Source organism: Pseudomonas sp. ADAK18, from assembly GCF_012935695.1.
Classification (GTDB): domain Bacteria; phylum Pseudomonadota; class Gammaproteobacteria; order Pseudomonadales; family Pseudomonadaceae; genus Aquipseudomonas.
Window position 1 is genome coordinate 3,143,686 of record NZ_CP052859.1, and the last position, 17,283, is coordinate 3,160,968.

At 62.4% G+C, this 17,283-nt stretch carries 7 protein-coding genes; 2 read left to right on the forward strand and 5 right to left on the reverse strand.

The genetic code is table 11. The features are described 5' to 3' along the window. Window positions 1-4: 4 nt before the first annotated feature. Window positions 5-11,005, reverse strand: a complete 11,001-nt coding sequence (locus tag HKK55_RS13965) for a non-ribosomal peptide synthetase (RefSeq protein ID WP_169355220.1) — start codon at window positions 11,003-11,005, stop codon at window positions 5-7. Between the two features lie 229 nt (window positions 11,006-11,234). Here HKK55_RS13965 and HKK55_RS13970 point away from each other — a divergent pair, with 229 nt between their 5' ends. Together HKK55_RS13970 and HKK55_RS13975 are read left to right on the forward strand one after the other, a co-directional pair. Next, on the forward strand, window positions 11,235-11,486 hold the full coding sequence (locus HKK55_RS13970; RefSeq protein WP_169355221.1) for a type II toxin-antitoxin system HicA family toxin: 252 nt from the start codon (window positions 11,235-11,237) through the stop codon (window positions 11,484-11,486). Further along, window positions 11,483-11,839 (forward strand): type II toxin-antitoxin system HicB family antitoxin, encoded by a 357-nt coding sequence (locus HKK55_RS13975; protein ID WP_169355222.1) that lies wholly within the window; start codon window positions 11,483-11,485, stop codon window positions 11,837-11,839. Before HKK55_RS13970 ends, HKK55_RS13975 begins: the two co-directional genes overlap by 4 nt. Here the strand turns inward: HKK55_RS13975 and HKK55_RS13980 are convergent, their stop codons facing one another. From HKK55_RS13980 to HKK55_RS13995, 4 genes are all read right to left on the reverse strand, one after another. After that, window positions 11,840-13,012: an MFS transporter gene (locus tag HKK55_RS13980; RefSeq protein ID WP_169355223.1), complete on the reverse strand. Its 1,173-nt coding sequence runs from the start codon at window positions 13,010-13,012 to the stop codon at window positions 11,840-11,842. Window positions 13,013-13,125: 113 nt separating this feature from the next. Further along, window positions 13,126-14,646, reverse strand: a complete 1,521-nt coding sequence (locus tag HKK55_RS13985; protein ID WP_169355224.1) for an MDR family MFS transporter — start codon at window positions 14,644-14,646, stop codon at window positions 13,126-13,128. Continuing rightward, a complete protein-coding gene (locus HKK55_RS13990) occupies window positions 14,636-15,793 on the reverse strand; it encodes an HlyD family secretion protein (protein ID WP_169355225.1) in 1,158 nt (385 codons plus the stop codon). The genes HKK55_RS13985 and HKK55_RS13990 overlap by 11 nt, the downstream gene beginning before the upstream one ends. Then, window positions 15,790-17,229 (reverse strand): efflux transporter outer membrane subunit, encoded by a 1,440-nt coding sequence (locus HKK55_RS13995; protein ID WP_169355226.1) that lies wholly within the window; start codon window positions 17,227-17,229, stop codon window positions 15,790-15,792. Before HKK55_RS13995 ends, HKK55_RS13990 begins: the two co-directional genes overlap by 4 nt. Window positions 17,230-17,283 lie beyond the last annotated feature (54 nt).

Sequence of the window (17,283 nt, forward strand, 5' to 3'; positions counted from 1 at the left end):
CTCATTAGGAAATCAGTTTCTCAAGCTCTTCAGCTGATAGACGTGTGAGATCCCCCAACGATTTAGTCAACTCATCCACCAGGTCGTCACCGCCAGCCTGCAACAGCGCCACCTGTTCACAGAAGTCGGCCAGGTCGCGGGTTTCGAACAGCAGCTTCAACGGCACATCCACCTGCAATTTTTGGCGCAGGCGCATCACCACTTGCGTGGCCATCAGCGAGTGACCGCCCAGCGCGAAGAACGCATCTTCACGACCCACGCGATCAAGTTTGAGAATCTCGCCCCAAATTACCGCGACCTGTTGCTCCAGCTCACCCACCGGTGCGCTGTAATGGGTGGCGGCCATGGCTTCGGGCAACGGCAGGGCCTTGCGGTCGATCTTGCCGTTGGGGTTGAGCGGGAAGCGCTCCAGCACCACCCACTGCGACGGCACCATGTAGCCCGGCAACACTCTTTCCAGGGCGACCTTGAGGGTTTTACCCAACTCTTTGGGTGCCTGCACAAACGGCTCGGCCACCAGATACGCCACCAATACCTTGCCGTGAGCACTGTCTTGGGCCACCACCAGTGCGTCGCGTACCGAGGCCTGGTCCTTGAGCCGCGCTTCCACTTCACCCAGCTCGATACGGAAACCGCGGATCTTCACCTGATGGTCAATGCGGCCCAGGCAGTCGATCACGCCGCTTTCGCGCTGGCGCACCAGGTCGCCGGAGCGATACAGGCGAGCGCCGCTGTCACTGGCCGGGTCCGGCACAAAGCGTTCGGCGGTCATGGCCGGGCGGTTCAGGTAACCACGGGCCACGCCGTAGCCGCCCAGGTACAGCTCGCCAGACAGGCCGTCAGGCAGCAGATTGAGCTCCAGGTCGCGCACTTGCAGGCTGCGCTCGCCGATGCGCGTACCGATTGGCGCATAGGCCGCCTCGCAGTGATCGTCGCTGCCGGCCTTCCAGATCAGTGGCGTGACCACCGTTTCCGTCGGCCCATAACCGTTGAAGATGAACTGCGGCTTGAGGGCGCGCCGGGCCAGTTCGAAACTGGCCTGGGGCACCGCATCACCACCGAAGCAGTAAATGCGCACCGGCGGCGGGTTGCCGACCTTTTGCGCGTGTTCGGCCAGGTGTTGCAGGTACACCGGCGGGAACGCTGCAACGGTTACACCGTGACGGTGCAACGCGTCGAAGGTTTGCTCCGGGGTCCACAGTTCCTCGTCCCGCAGCAGCACACGGCCGCCGTGGGTCAAGGTGGTCAGCCAGCGCTCATGGGCACCGTCGAAAGCGAACGACATGAACAGCAATTCGCAGTCGGCCGGAGTCATGCCGTAGCGCTCGCCGATATGGGTGCAATGCATCGCCAGCGGGCCGTGGGTTACCGCCACGCCTTTGGGCTGGCCGGTGGAACCGGAGGTGTAGATCACGTAGGCCAGGTTGTCCGGATGCAGCACCACCAGCGGTTCGGACTGCGGCCAGGGCGCCAGGTCCAAGCGGTCGATTTCGACGACACGGGCTTGAGTGGCCAGGGTCATCTGCGCGGTCAAGGTCGAGTCAGTCAGCACCAGCGCCGCCGCGCAATCGCTCATCAGGTAGGCCAGGCGTTCTGCCGGGTGGGTGATGTCCAACGGCACGTAGGCACCACCGGCCTTGAGCACCGCAAGCAACGCGACCAGCAGGTGTTCGCTGCGGGGCAAGGCCACTGCAACGCGCACTTCCGGACCGACGCCTTGGGCAATCAGGGCGTGGGCCAGTTGGTTGGCCTGGCGGTCGAGGCTGGCAAAGTCCAGGCTGCGTTCGCCCTGAACCACTGCTGTGTGTGCGGGTGTCTGGTGGGCAATCTGCGCAATGCGCTGGTGCACCAACAGCGCCGGAACGCTGCTGGCCGCCGAACCGGCCGCCACCGCCGCGGCTTCTTGCGCGGCGCTCATCAACGCGATACCACCCAGGCGGGTATCCGGGCTTTGCACCAGTTGCGCCAGCACGTTGAGCAAGTGCGCTGCCAAGCGCTCGATGGCCTGGGCGCTGAATTGCGCGGTGGCGTAGTCGAAATTGAGGATCAACGTCTCCCCTGCCTCCACGGCCAGGGCCAATGGATAGTGGGTTTGTTCATGGCTGAGCACTTCACCGAAGGTCAGGCCGGTGGCGGCGCTTTGTTGCAGCGCTTCGGCTACCGGGTAGTTTTCGAACACCAGCAGCGTGTCGAACAACGCTTCACCGCCTGAACCGGCAAGACGCTGGATTTCAAACAGCGGCATGTGTTCGTGCTCGCGTACCGCCAGGTTGAGGGTTTGCACCTGCTGCAGCCACTGGCCAACGGTCAGTTGCGCCGCCGGCTCAGCGATGATCGGCAGCGTGTTGATGAACAGACCGATCTGTTGCTCGGCACCCGGCACCTGCGCCGGCCGCCCGGCCTGGGTCGCGCCGAACGCTACGACGTTTTGCCCGGTGTAGCGTTGCAACAGCAGCAACCACGCCGCTTGCAGCAGAGTGTTGACCGTGACTTTCTGGCCACGGGCAAAGGCGGCCAGGTGATCGCTGGCAACGGCATCCAGTTGGCGCATATGCGCCGCGCGGCTGACGGTAGTGTCGAGGCTGCCGAACGCCGACAAGGCCTGCGCCAGCCGGCTCGGCTCTTCCAGCACCACCAGTTGTTGCTGCCAGAACTGCTCGCTGACGGCGCCGTCCTGGGCCTGCAACCAGCCGATGTAATCGCGATAACGCCCAGCGGGCGCCGCCACGGCCTGGCCGTGATAACGCTGCAAGACTTCTCCCAAGAGCCGCGAATAGCTCCAGCCGTCCATCAGAATGTGGTGGTTGGAGTAGATAAAGTGCCAGGTATTCTCGCCGGTTTGCACCAGTACAAGGCGCAACAGCGGCGCCTCGGCCAGCTCGAAACCTTGCAGACGCTCGCTAAGCGCCAAGGCTTCCAAGGCCGTTGTCACATCCTCACGACCACGCCAGTCATGCTCTGTAAACGGCAGCGTCGGTTGCCGGTGAACCCATTGCAGCGGTCGCCCCAGTTCGCTCTGCCAGATGAAGCCGGAACGCAGAATGTCGTGGGCCTGCACCGTCGCCTGCCAGGCTGCCTTGAAACGCGCCACATCCAGGCCGTGTACATCAACGCGCATCTGGTTGATGTAGTCGCCACCGTCCTGCTGGTACAGGGAGTGGAACAACATGCCCTGCTGCATCGGCGATAGCGGATAGAGATCGTCCAGCTCGGCCAACGGCAATCCCAGGCCATCAAGCTGCGCCTGAGTCAGACCGGCCAGCGGAAGATCGGAAGGCGTCAATCCGACCACACCGGTTTCGCAGCAATGCTCGACCAGCGCCTCCAGAATCGCGCTGTACTCGTCGGCCAGACCGGTAATCACGGCCACATCGAAAACCTGGCCACTGAAGGTCCAGCCCAGGCTCAGTTCGCCGTCGTAGACCTGGCCGTTGAGGGTCAGCAAGCTGCCCAGAGGCGCTTCATCGTTCTGGTCCGCACCCGCACTTTCACCGGCCGGGACGAACAGCGCCTGATCATCATCAAAGCTGGCGTCGAACTGGCCCAGGTAGTTGAACGTAACGGGAGCCGTCGGTGCACTGTGCAGTGCTGCATGACAGGTATCGCCGCCGAGGTAACGCAGCACGCCGTAGCCAATGCCCTTGTTGGGCACGGCACGCAATTGTTCCTTGATGGATTTAAGTGAGCTGCCAAGCTGATCCGCCGGGGCCAGGCGCACCGGGAACAGGCTGGTGAACCAACCCACAGTGCGGGTCAGGTCGATGCCGTCGAACAGCTCCTGGCGGCCGTGGCCTTCCAGTTGAATCACCGTGCTGTCGCGGCCAGTCCAACGGCACATCACCTGTGCCAGGGCGGTCAGCAGCAGGTCGTTGACCTGGGTGCGGTACGCCGCCGGGGCGTCCTGCAACAGACGTCGGGTCAACGATTTATCCAGACGGCTGTGTACGGTGACGGCATGGCGATTGAGCTGACCGCCCGCCAGATTGGCGCCGGGTAATGCCTGCTCACCGGTGGCCTGCTGGGCCTGCCAGAACGGCAATTCAGCCTGCAACGTGGGGCTGGCGCCATAGAGCGCCAATTGCTGGCCCCAGGTCTGCAAGGCGCTGGTCTTGAGCGGCAGTTGCACGGGCTTGCCTTCAGCCAGTTGGCGATACGCCGTTTGCAGGTCTTCAAACAAAATACGCCAGGACACACCATCCACCACCAGGTGATGAATCGCCAGGAACAACTTCTGTTGCCCGTCGGCCAGCGTTGCCAACACGCCGCGCACCAGCGGCCCGTGCGTTAGATCAAGACTGCGTTGGGCCTTGTCACACAAGGCTTGCCAGCCCTGCTGCGTGCAGCCTTCGGCTTGCCAGAGGATAGTTGGCTGGGGGTCCCGCTCGGGGTAATGCGCGTGCCAGCCATCGCCTTCGACAAAGGCCAGGCGCAACGCGTCGTGGTGACTGATCAGCGCTTGCAAGGCTTGTTCGAGGCGCTGCGGCGCCAGAGGCTGGCGACACAGCAGCATCACCGACTGGTTCCAGTGATGACGCTGGCTGCGCACCTCTTCAAAAAATACCTGCTGAACCGGCAGCAATGGCTGGGCACCGTGAACCGCACCCTGATCGATGCGCTGCACACTGTCGCCCAGTACCGCGACACGCGCCACGCCCTGCACCGTCTGGTGCTGGAACAGGTCCTTGGGCTTGAAATGAATCCCCGCCTGCCGTGCCCGGCTCACCACCTGGATCGAGATGATCGAGTCGCCGCCCAGGTCGAAAAAGTTGTCTTGCACCCCCACCCGTTCGAGCTTGAGCACTTGCGCCCAGATCTCGGCAAGTTGTTGCTCCATGGGGTTCTGCGGCGCCAGGTACTGGTCTTCAGCCTGGCTGATGTGAGGTTGCGGCAGCGCCTTGCGATCCAGTTTGCCGCTGGACAGCAATGGCAACGCGTCCAGCAGCACCCAATGGGACGGCTGCATGTAGTCCGGCAGGCTGGTGCTGAGTTGGGCCTTGATTGCGTCCAGGGCAGACTCATCGTTCAGCACCAGATAAGCCACCAATTGCCGGGCCGCCGAGGTCTGGACCACCGCTTCGCGAACCTGCGGCAATGCCCGCAAGCGCGCCTCGATTTCGCCCAACTCGACACGAAAGCCGCGAATCTTTACTTGATGGTCGATGCGCCCGACATAGTCGAACACGCCATCGGCATCACGGCGAGCCAGGTCACCCGTACGGTACAGCCGGGCACCGGTAGCGCTGAATGGGTCCGGGACAAACTGCTGGGCGGTCTGGCCTGGGCGGCCCAGGTAGCCACGCGCCAGGCCTTCGCCACCGATATAGAGCTCGCCGACCACATTGTTCGCCAGCAGGTTGAGGTTGCCATCCAGTACACAAGCCGAACGCGCGCCAACCGGTGCCCCGATGGCCGCGTAGGTGCCCTGCGCCAGACGCTGCTCATCACAGGCCCAGATCAACGGACTGATCACCGCCTCGGTCGGGCCGTAGGCGTTGAACAGGTGCGCGGCACGGATAATCTTCAACGCCGCCAACTGGCCTGCGCCCCACGCTTCGCCACCGAGGATGCACACACGTACATCCACGCCCGCCTCTGCCGGATCGGCATGTTGGGCCATGGCATTCAAATAGCTCGGCGGCAGGTCGAGGATGCTGATGCGATGCTGACGAATCTGCGTCAACAGTTGCTCGAAGGACCATTGGCCGACCTCTCCCAGCACCAGACTGGCGCCGTGGATCAGTGGCATGAAAATCTGTTCGGCCGCCGCATCGAAGCTGATGGATGCGAACTGCAACTGGCAGTCGTCGCGGGTCACTGCGTAACGCTCGCCCGCTGCCCGGCAATGCATGCCCAAGGCTGCATGTTCGATGCCGACGCCCTTGGGTTGGCCGGTGGAGCCGGAGGTGTAGATGACGTAGGCGAGCCCTTCGCCACGCAGGCCGTTCAGGGCGGGCGCGAGCGTTTGTTCGTGCGTACCTTCCAGCAGCACGGTGCGCACGCCGTCAACGGCTGGTAATTGCTCAACCACTGAAGCCTGGGTCAACAGCACATCGATGCCGCTGTCTTCGATCATGTAGGCCAGGCGTTCTGCGGGGTATTGCAGGTCCAGTGGGACAAAGGCGGCACCGGCCTTGAAGATCGCCAGCAGGCCCACCACCAGTTCAGCACTGCGGGGTAATGCGAGGCCCACCGGCATCTCGGCGGTAATACCCGCATCGAGCAAGCGCTGGGCCAGATGATTGGCCCGGGCGTCCAGTTGGCGGTAGCTCAGGCGCTGATCGCCGGTAATCAGCGCGATTGCATCGGGCGTCTGGTTGGCCTGCTGTTCAAACAGACGGATGACGCTGGCGTATTCGTCTTCAGGCCGCTGACCGTGGCTGATGAGAGCACGCTGTTCCTCGTCGGTTTGCATGGCCAGTTGGCCAATGGCTTGCTGCGGATCGGCAACCATCGCCGCCAATAGCTGACGCCAGTGGCCCGCCAGGGTGTGCAAGGTGGAGGCGTCGAACAGGTCGGCAGCGTAAATGAACGCCGCCCGGATGCCGTGATCGGTTTCCAGGGTTTCCAGTGTCAGGTCGAACTGGGCCATGCCGCCTTCCAGTACCACTTCTTCGGCGCGAAGCCCCGGCAGGCTGTCGGCGCCAGCAGCACCGACGGTGTTGAGGTGGTTGTACATCACTTGGAACAGCGGGTTGTGTTGCAGGCTGCGTTGCGGGTTGAGGGCTTCCACTAACTTGTCGAACGGCAAGTCCTGATGGGCCTGGGCCGCCAGCGCAGTCGCCTTGGTCTGTTGCAGCATGGCCAGCACTGACAACTGCGGCTCGGGTTGCAGGCGCAGCACCAGGGTGTTGACGAAGAAGCCCACTACCCCTTCCAGCTCCTGGGCGTTGCGGTTGCTGACCGGCACGCCGATGCGCAGGTCATCGCTGCCCGAGTAGCGCTGCAACAGCAGCCCGAACGAGGCGACGAAGAACTGGAACAACGTTAACTGACTGCGCTGGGCCAAGGCGCGGACGCCCGAGGCCAGTGTCGGGTCGAGGGTGAAATCCACACGCCCTTCGCGATAGCCCTGGCCGTCACGACGCGGGTGATCAGTGGCCAGTTCCAACAGCGGATGCTCCGTGCCGAGTTGCCCGCGCCAGTAATCCAGTTGGCGTTGCATTTCACCGGCCGCCAGCCAGTCGCGCTGCCACTGGGCGTAATCAGCGTATTGCACTGCAAGCGCCGGCAGTTCCAGCGGTTGGTGTGCCTGGAAGGCGGCGTACAGTGCGGCGAATTCACGACCGAGTATACCCATGGAGGCGCCGTCGGAAATGATGTGGTGCAGAGTCACCACCAGCAAGTGCTGCTGCGCATCGAGCTGGAACACCTTGACCCGCATCAGCGGGCCTTCGGCCAGGTCGAACAGGGTATGGGTTTCGGCCCTCACTGCCTGCTCGACCGGCCCCTCAAGGACTTGCCATTGCACGGTGACGCGGGACACCGCATCGACGTGCTGGCACAGCACATCGCCGTCCAGCACGAAGCGGGTGCGGAAGGCTTCATGGCGGGCGACCAGGGCGGCGAAAGTCTGTTCCAGGGCGGTGTGATCCAGCTCGCCTTGCAGTTTGACGATGATCGGCGTGTGGTAGGCGACACTGTCGGGTTCCAGGGTCCAGAACAGCCACTGGCGCTGCTGGGCAAACGAGGCCAATCGAGGTTGCTGATCAGTCAATCGGGCGATCGCCGGGCGTGTGCTGGACGGATCGCCCTGCTCCACCGCTGCGCAGAACTCGCTGAAGGTAGCTGTTTCAAACACCGTACGCAGAGCAACGTCGGCGCCCAATATGCGTCGCGTGCGGGAGATGATTTGTGTGGCCAGCAGGGAATGGCCGCCGAGGCTGAAGAAGTTATCTTGCAGGCCGACCTGATCGATTTTCAACACCTGAGCCCACACCGTGGCGAGGCGCTTTTGCAGGTCGGTGACCGGCGCCTGATGCACCACTTGTGGCAAGTCCTGTTGCAAGGCCGCCAGGGCCTGCAAGTCGAGCTTGCCATTGAGAGTCAGCGGCAACGCGTCGAGGCTGACAAATACAGCGGGTACCATGTAGTCCGGCAGCTCGTGGCCCAGGGCCAAGCGCAGGTCGTCGCTGTTGCAGCCGTCCTTGAGCACCACGTAGGCGACGATATGCGGGTTGTTCGCTGCGTCAGCTATCAGAGTGACGGCTTCGCTAACACCAGGGTGCTGACGCAGGCAACCATTGATTTCACCCAACTCAATCCGATAGCCGCGCACCTTGACCTGATGGTCGGCCCGGCCCTTGAATTCGATACTGCCATCAGCCCTATAACGGGCCAGGTCGCCGGTGCGATACAAGCGCTCACCGGTCGTGCCAAATGGATGCGGCACAAAGCGCTCGGCGGTCATGGCCGCGCGCCCCAGGTAGCCGCGAGCGAGGCCCGCGCCACCCAGGTACAGCTCGGCAGAGGCACCGACCATCGCCGGTTGCAGGCCGTCTTCCAGAATATACGCAGTGGTGTTGGGCAGCGGACGCCCCAGCGGCAATGCCGACTGCGTGGGCGCCTCGTTCGCGCTGGTCAATACACCTACGGTGGTCTCGGTCGGGCCGTAGTGGTTGATCACCCGACAGCGTTCGCTGAGCGCATGAATGCGCGCGAACAAGGCCGGTGATGCCGCCTCGCCACCCATGATCAGGCATTGGCGCGGCAATCCGCTGGCATCCGGAGTGTCACTGAGCAGCGCTTCCATATGGGATGGCACGATTTTCAACACGTCAATCTGCTGCTCGGCCATATAGGCGCCGAAACGCTCGGCATCCAGGGTCAGGTCCAGGCCCAGCACATGCAAGGTACAACCGGAACACAAGGCGCCGAACAAGGTGGTGTGGCCGAGGTCGGCAGACAGGGTCGAGACCACCGCCATGCTGCGGGCATCGGCCAGCGGCAGGGTCTGCAGGATGCCTTGCACGTAGTTGACCAGCGAGCGGTGACTGAGGGTCACGCCTTTGGCCTTGCCGGTGGAGCCAGAGGTGTAGATCACGTAGGCCAGGTGATCGGGGTCGAGGGCCACCTGTGGATTGTCGACAGGCTGCTCGTCATGCTGGTCAATCAGTAGATGCTGGACGCCGGCCAGGGCAGGCAATCGATTGACCAAGCCTGACTGGGTCACTAGCAGGTGAATGCCGCTGTCCTCGACCATGTGCAGCAGGCGTTGGGCCGGGAAGTCCGGGTCCAGCGGCACGTAGGCTCCGCCCGCTTTCAGAATGGCCAGCATACCGACGATCATGTCCAGGGAGCGCTCGACGGCGATCCCCACCGGCACATCGGCGCCGACACCCAGGGCAATCAGTCGGTGTGCCAGGCGATTGGCCTGTTGGTTGAGTTGCTGGTAGGTCAGGGACTGGCCGGCGAACACCAGCGCCGTCATGTCAGGCTTGGCGGCTGCCTGGCGCTCGATCAAGTGATGAATGCACAACGTCGGATCACGTTCGGCTGTGGTGCTATTCCATTGCACCAGCGCTTGCTGTGTCTGGTCCTCGGCCAGCAACGGCAAGTCACCTACGCGAGCTTTGGGGGTCTGGGCCAGGGCGGCAAGCAGGGTTTGCCAATGCTCGGCCATGCGCTCGATGGTTTGCGGGGCGAACAGGTCGCTGGCATAGGTAAACGCCGCGCACAACTGCCCGCCGCGCTCGAAGGTATCGAGGGTCAGGTCAAAGCGCGTGGTGCGGCTGGACCACTCCACGGCACTCAACTGCAAGTCGGCGCTGACCGACAAGGTCTGCAGATCGGCGACTTGCGGCTGGTGGTTGTACATCACCTGGAACAGCGGGTGATGGCTGGCGTCGCGGGCCAGGTTCAGGCCTTCGACCAGTTGCTCGAATGGTAAGTCCTGATGAGCCTGGGCCCCCAGCGCTGCCGCCTTGACCTGTTGCATCAACTGATCGCCCGGGGTCTGGGCATCGAACTGAATGCGCAGTACCTGGGTATTGACGAAGAAGCCGATCAAGCCTTCGATTTCACTGCGATTACGGTTGGCAATCGGCACGCCGATGCGGACATCGGCCTGCCCGCTGTAGCGGTGCAGCAAGGTGCCAAACGCCCCCAGCAGCAACATGAACAGCGTGACTTCCTGCTGCCGGGCGCTCTGGCGCAAGCCGTCGGCCAAAGGCTTGGCAATCACCCACTCATGGCGGGCGCCTCGTTGACTGGGACGTGCGGGGCGCGGGTAATCGGTAGGCAGGTTAAGCACCGGATGTTCATCACCCAAGGCTTCACGCCAGTAGTCGAGTTGGCGCTGTTGCTCGCCGGCCTCCAGCCAGCGGCGCTGCCACAGGGCGTAGTCGTTGTATTGGATCGGCAACGCTGGAAGGTCGGCGACCTGGCCGGCGTCTGCCGCGCCATAGAGCCGCGTGAACTCCTCGATCAACACCCCCATGGACCAACCATCGGAGACGATATGGTGCAAAGTCAGTAACAGCACGTGCTCCCGCTCGGCCAGCTTGATCAACTGCACCCGCAGCAGCGGTCCCTGACTCAGGTCGAACGGTTCCAACGCCACGCGCTCGGCTTCAGCCTGTACCCAGGTTTCCCGGCCAACGGGCTCCAAGGTCGAAATATCTGCGCGGGTGATGTGCAGCGCTTGTGCCACAGGCACCTGCCGGGGCTGGTCGTCAGCATCCTGGACGAACACCGTGCGCAGGGTTTCATGACGCTCGACCAGCCCGGCAAAGGCCTGCTCCATGGCCGACTCATTCAGGCGTCCCGTGAGGCGCACTGCACTGGGCAGGTTATAGGCGCCACTTTGCGGGTCCAGTTGCCAAAGAAACCACATCCGCTGCTGGGCGTAGGACAACGCCTGACGGTCATCGGCCTCCACACCGGCCGGGATCGGAAAACGAGAGAAGTCGATCCCTTCCTTTTGCAGCGCCTGGAGGAACATCTGGCGTTTTTCCAGGGGCAGCCCGATAAACCGGCGGGCAAGTTTCAGGGAATCTTCAGCGTTCATTTCTTGGGATCCGGAGCAATAGGCGGGAAGCACAAAGGCACGTCGTCCCTATAAAACGAATCCAGGCGGGAAAAATTAGCGGGGTTTTTGAAGGCAGAAGAGCCGCCCGCGGGCGCTGCGAGAGATGTCATCAGGGGTTACATCAAAGTTCGCAAAGCCTGCCCAAGCAGACCTATCATTGACGAACCTCATAAATTGCAACTACATTTAGTTACAGGCAAGGATCGCCGTGTCGAAAAATGAAAAGCTGCTGGCCAAACTGCTCAATGAGCAAATGGCCTTTACCTGGCCTGAACTCGTCACGCTGCTGCGTCGGTTGGGCTACACACAAATCGAAGGGGCCGGAAGCCGCGTCAAGTTCGACAAGGGCGATCCAAGCGCAATGATCACCCTGCACAAACCGCACCCCGGCAACGAGCTGAAACACTACATTCGGCGCCAGATCATCGAACAATTGAAATCAGGAGACCTGATTCAGTGAACAACCAGTTGAAACACAATGGCTATATCGGCTCGATCGAAGCCAGCATCGAAGACAATTGTCTATTCGGAAAGCTTCTGTTCATCAAGGCTCTGGTCAGCTACGAAGGCAAAACCGTCGCAGAATTGGAAGCCGCCTTTCGCGACGCGGTGGACGACTACCTCGACACCTGCCACAGCCTCGGCCAAACACCCGAAAAACCGTGCAAGGGCTCATTCAACGTTCGAGTCGGCCATGACCTGCATTTGGCCGCGGCCTTGGCGGCGACCCGACAGAAAGTGACGCTGAACGACCTGACGCGACAGGCGCTGAACGAGTTCCTGCAGCATCACGGTGCAGTCGTGACAGGCTAATCACCCCAACCGCCGATACCCCAACACTGCTGCTCCCAGCACCACGGCCCCAGCCACCAATGCCACCCAGAATCCACTGGGTGCGCCGAATCGGTCGATCATCCACCCGGAGCTGGCCGCGCCAATCGCCACGCCGATGCTCAACCCCGTGATCAACCAGGTCATGCCTTCGGTCAAGCGACTGGGAGGAACCACCCGCTCCACCAGGGCCATGGCCACGATCAAGGTCGGGGCAAAAAACAGCCCCGACACGAAGACCGCCACTGACAGGCCCGGAATATTCACCACCAACAACAGCGGCAGCGTGGTCAGGGCCGTGGCCACACCGCAGTACAGAAACTGGCGAGGCAATGATGTCTTCAACTTGAGCGCGCCAAAGGCCAGCCCGGCCAGACACGAACCAATGGCGTACACCGACAACACAATACTGGCAGCAGCCGGCTGGCCCTGGTGCTGGGCGAACGCGACGCTGACCACATCCACGACACCCACAATCGTGCCCATGGCGGTCAGCAGGATCATCAGCGTCAGCACCGAAGGCGAGGCAATCAACCACTGGCCGTGATGGGCGTGGTATTCGTGAACGGGTGGTTCGGTCTGTCTTTGCAGGACAAACGCAGTGACACCCACCGCCAACAACAACGCCGCAATCAAAGGCCCCGCTTCGGGAAACAGCACCACGCACAAACCTACCGACAGCGGCGGGCCAAGGATGAAACATACCTCGTCCAGCACCGACTCCAGGGCAAAAGCCGTCTGCAACTTAGGCTGGCCACGGTACAGCTCAGTCCAGCGTGCCCGTACCATGGCCGACATATTGGGTATGCACCCGGCCAGCGCGGCGAAGATAAACAGGGTCCAGCTCGGCGCCTGCAAGCGGGTGCAGAGCAACAGCAGCAACAGCGCGCCACCACCCATCGAAGCCGCTATCGGCAACACACGGCCCTGACCATAACGGTCCACCAGTCGCGAAACCTGAGGCGCACAAAATGCGGTGGCCAGGGCAAAGGTCGCGGCCACGGCACCGGCCAAACCATAACCTCCATGGACTTGCGACAGCATGGTGATCAAGCCGATACCGGTCATGGAGATGGGCATGCGGGCGAGCATGCCAGCCAATACAAAAGCCCGGGAACCTGGCGCCTGGAACAGTTCGGCGTAAGGGTTTGCCATTATTTGAACGTCTCTACTCAATAGGCTTCGCCGGTGATCGGCCGTTACCTTGTTTGATCCGAGAAGCGTTTTACCACACATGGTTTCAAGGCCACCTACTAACCCGCGCGCCCTCACGTGCGCCGCAGCATCAGCGCCGCCACCGCACACGCGGCCAGCGCCACGCATGCCAGAAAAAACGCATCACTGTAGGCCATCAAAAATGCCTGATGGCGAATGCCCTGATCCAACAGGTTCAACACCACCTGATGATCCGGCAGTTGCTCATCCAACATGCCGCCACCGGGCAAGCGCTGTTGCAGCGCAGGCTCGAACACTGTCACTGATTCGCCGATGCGCGCCGAATGCACCCGTTCACGCACCACCACCAGTTGCGCCAGCAATGCCGTGCCGACGGCCCCGCCCAGATTGCGCAACATCGAAAACACCGCCGACGCCGAACCCGCCTCGGCCTTGGCCAATCCATGCACTGCCAGTACCGACAAGGCCACCATGATCAAGGGCTGGCCAATCCCCCGCACCACAATGGACGGGACGATGACGTTGCTGGCGCTGTCCGCCGACAGGTGCGCCCCCATCCAGCACCCCAGGGCCATGATTGCAAAACCCGACGCGACCAGCAGCTTGGCGCTGAGCCACTTCATCAACCGGGGCAGGAATGGCGCCAGGACCAATTGCACCAAGCCATAGGCAATCAAACTGACGCCAATCTCCCGAGCGTTGTAGCCCTGCAACTGCGCCAGGTAATTGGGCACCAGAAACACCAGCCCATAGGTGCTGGCGCCGAAGATAAACATCGCCACACTGGCAACCCCAAAGTTGTAATGCCCCAGCAGTCGCAGGTTGATAAACCCATGCGCGCCCCACAATTGACGGCCAATAAACCCCACCAGTCCCACCACCGCCAACAACGTCATCCAGACAATCAAGCTTGAACCGAACCAATCCTTACGCCCGCCCTCCTCCAACACGATCTGTAACGCACCCAGGCCCAGCACCATGCAGGCAATGCCCAGCCAATCGCCCTGGCGCAACAAACCCAGGTTCATCGGTTGGCGGTCGATAGCCCAGGCGACCGCCGCCAGCAGCGCGATGCCGGGGAACAGTTGCAGGTAGAAAATCCAGCGCCATGAATAGGCGTCGGTCAACCACCCTCCCATGGATGGCCCGGCGGCCTGGGCCACGCTGTTGGCCAGGCTGAATAGCGCCATGCCCAAGGGAATCTTGCTCGCCGGCAACTCGGTGATGATCAGTTGGAACGACAGCGGAATCAGCACCGCACCCGCTGCACCCTGGACCACCCGGATGATGATCATGGTCGTCAGGTTTGGTGCCAGCGAACAGGCTACCGACGCCACCAGAAATACCCCCGAGCCCACCAACATCACCCGACGCAGGGAGAACACCCGGACCAGCCATGCCGTGAGCGGAATCATGATGATTTCCGCCACCAGGTAAGCCGTGGAAATCCATGAACCTTCCTCGAAAGTCGCGCCCAAGGCCCCTTCGATTTCCGGCAAGGCGGCGCTGGTGACGTGTACGTTCATGCCGGCCATGAAGCAGCCGAACAGGCCTCCAATCACCGCGACCCAGGCGCGCAACGAGACCCTGGATGAGCCCCCATCAGCCTCCATGAGCATGCTCCTGCCTGGCGCCTGGACGCGTATCGACAGTAGCGATCACCGACATGCCCGGCAAGATCCGGGACGCCTCGCCCCCCTCCGGCACCAGGCGAATCTTCACCGGGAAACGCTGCACGATCTTAGTGAAGTTGCCCGTGGCGTTGTCCGGCGGCAACAGCGCAAACACCGCACCGGAACCAGGGGCGATACTTTCCACCTGACCGTGCCAGTGCTGGCCGATGAAACTGTCCACTTCGATCTCCACCGACTGCCCGGGCAGCATGTGCTGCAACTGGGTTTCCTTGTAGTTGGCGATCACATAGGCCTGCTCCACCGGCACTACCGCCAATAACGGCAAGCCAGGAATGACGTATTGCTGGCGACGTACCTTGCGCTGCCCGACGATGCCGTCAAAGGGTGCGCGGATTTCCGTGTCGCTCAAGGCATTGCGCGCCAAAGCTAGATTGGCCTGGGCTTCGCCGACCCTGGCATGATGCTCGGTGATTTGTGCGTAGGCCTGTTGGCGACCGGCTTGCAGCACCTGCAACTGGGCTTGTTGCCGGGCGACCTGAGCACGGGCCACGGCAACGGCCGCTTGCGCCTGGGCCTGACTTGCGCTGACTGTCTCCAGTCGTTGGGCGGTAGCAACGTGTTGCGCCACCAGTTCGCGATAACGCGCATAGTCCAGCTGGGCCCGTCGGGCCTCGGCCTCGACACTGCGCAAGGCCGCCTGAACCTGGGTGATGCGTTGTTGCTGCTCACTCATCCGTGCGTCCAGGGTTTGCAAACTGGCTTGCTGCGCATTCGCCGCCGCTTGCGCTTGCTGCAACTGCGCCTGGGCACGGCTCAGATGCTCGGTGAAGTCACGCTCATCAATGCGCACCAGCAAGTCCCCCGCCTTGACCGGCTGATTGTCTTCCACCAGCACCTGGGCGACATAGCCGGCAATTCGCGGGCTGATCGCGACCCAATCGGCGCGCACATAGGCATCGTCGGTTTCTTCCAGGAAGCGCCCCAAGTTCCACCAATACCCAGCAAATACTCCCAACCCCAGCAGTGCTGCCAGGGAGGCGCTGATCAATAGCGGGCGCCGGTGACGTTGGATGAAAGCCTGGTTCAACACCGGACTGAGGGTGGAAGGTTCAACAGCCTGATTCATGGTTTTACTCCGAGATCGGCAATGGATTGTTCGTCACGTTGCCAGCCACCGCCCAGCGCCTGGAAAACGTCGATCTGGCGGTTGATCAAACGCAAGTCGGACTGGGCCAGGCTGGCCTGAAGGCTGACGAAGTTACGTTCGCTGTCCAGCAGTTGCAGGGCGTCCAGCCCCCCGGCCCGGTAACTGCGGCTGGCTAACTGATGGGCTTGGCGACTGTTGTCCAGTGCTGCCTCCAGCGCCTGGCGACGCTGCTGTTCGCCCTGGTACAACGCCAGGGCCTGCTCGACTTGCTTCAGGGCGGTGAGCACCGTGCCGTCAAATTGCGCCAGGGCCTGGCGCGCCTGGGCCTGATGCTGTTTGACCCGCGCCTGGGCAACCTGAAGATTGGGGAAGCGCCAGGACACCAGCGGGCCAACGGAATACACCACCGCATCGCCGCCGCCCAGTTTGCCCAGGCTACTGGCGGAGGACCCGAGCATCGCCCCGAAGGTGACACGGGGGTACAGCTCGGCGCGTGCCACGCCAATGGACAACGTGGCGGACTGCAACCGCTGTTCGGCACGCCGGATATCAGCCCGGCGTTGCAACAAGGCCCAGCCATCGCCGACCGGCAACGGCGCCTGCAATTGCGGGCCATGGGCACAACTTTGCGTGGCAACCTGTCCCGGTGGCAGGCCGCTGAGCACCGCCAGTTCGTATAGGGCACTCTTCTGTTTCGCTGCGAACATCGACAACGGCGCGCGGGTTTCTTCCAACAAGCCTTTCAGGCGCACCTCATCCAGATCGGTTGCCGCGCCGGCCTTCTGCAATTTCCCGGTGATCTCGACACTGCGCTCCAGCAACTGCACCGAATGGGCCTGCACCTGACCTCGCAGCCCATAGACACAGGCCTGGGCATAGGCTCGTGCCGTCTGTGCAGCGACCGTTACGCGCAATTCGTCTTCAAGGGCGCGCGCCGCCTCGGCATCGGCCCGGGCAGCAGCCATGCGATAGCGCACCTCGCCCCAGAGATCCAGGGTGTAACTCACGGCGAAGTCAGGCGAATGGTTCCACTGGCCATCGGCTGACTGATGGGTGGCCTGGGCCAACGTCTGGTCATCGCGGCTGCGACCATAAGCCAGACCATAATCCAATGACGTGGATGGCTGACGCTCGCCATCCACCTGCTCCAGGCGCGCCACCAGCACATCGACATGAGCGGCAGCCGCCTCCAGGTCTTTGTTATTGCGCAGAGCTCGTTCCACCAGGGCATCGAGTTGTGGGTCGCGGTAAAGCTGCCACCAGCGCACGGGTAACGGTGCAGTCGACGCCTGGGATAGACGTGATGCCGGCTGCGCCGCGATCAGCGTCGACGGCACGCCGGACGTACCACTGCAACCGGTGAGCACGAGCGTCATCAGCACGCAGGTCGGCAGGAAAAAAACACGGATCGGCATCACAAGGCTCGCTCAAGAAGGAGCCTTGCAGATTAGGCCGCTGCCTTGGCGGAT

Excerpts from the sequence above, each read along its gene's own strand:
- HKK55_RS13965 (WP_169355220.1), bottom strand. The coding sequence starts at position 11,005 with ATGAACGCTGAAGATTCCCTGAAACTTGCCCGCCGGTTTATCGGGCTG.
- HKK55_RS13980 (WP_169355223.1), bottom strand. The coding sequence starts at position 13,012 with ATGGCAAACCCTTACGCCGAACTGTTCCAGGCGCCAGGTTCCCGGGCT.
- HKK55_RS13985 (WP_169355224.1), bottom strand. The coding sequence starts at position 14,646 with ATGGAGGCTGATGGGGGCTCATCCAGGGTCTCGTTGCGCGCCTGGGTC.
- HKK55_RS13990 (WP_169355225.1), bottom strand. The coding sequence starts at position 15,793 with ATGAATCAGGCTGTTGAACCTTCCACCCTCAGTCCGGTGTTGAACCAG.
- HKK55_RS13995 (WP_169355226.1), bottom strand. The coding sequence starts at position 17,229 with ATGCCGATCCGTGTTTTTTTCCTGCCGACCTGCGTGCTGATGACGCTC.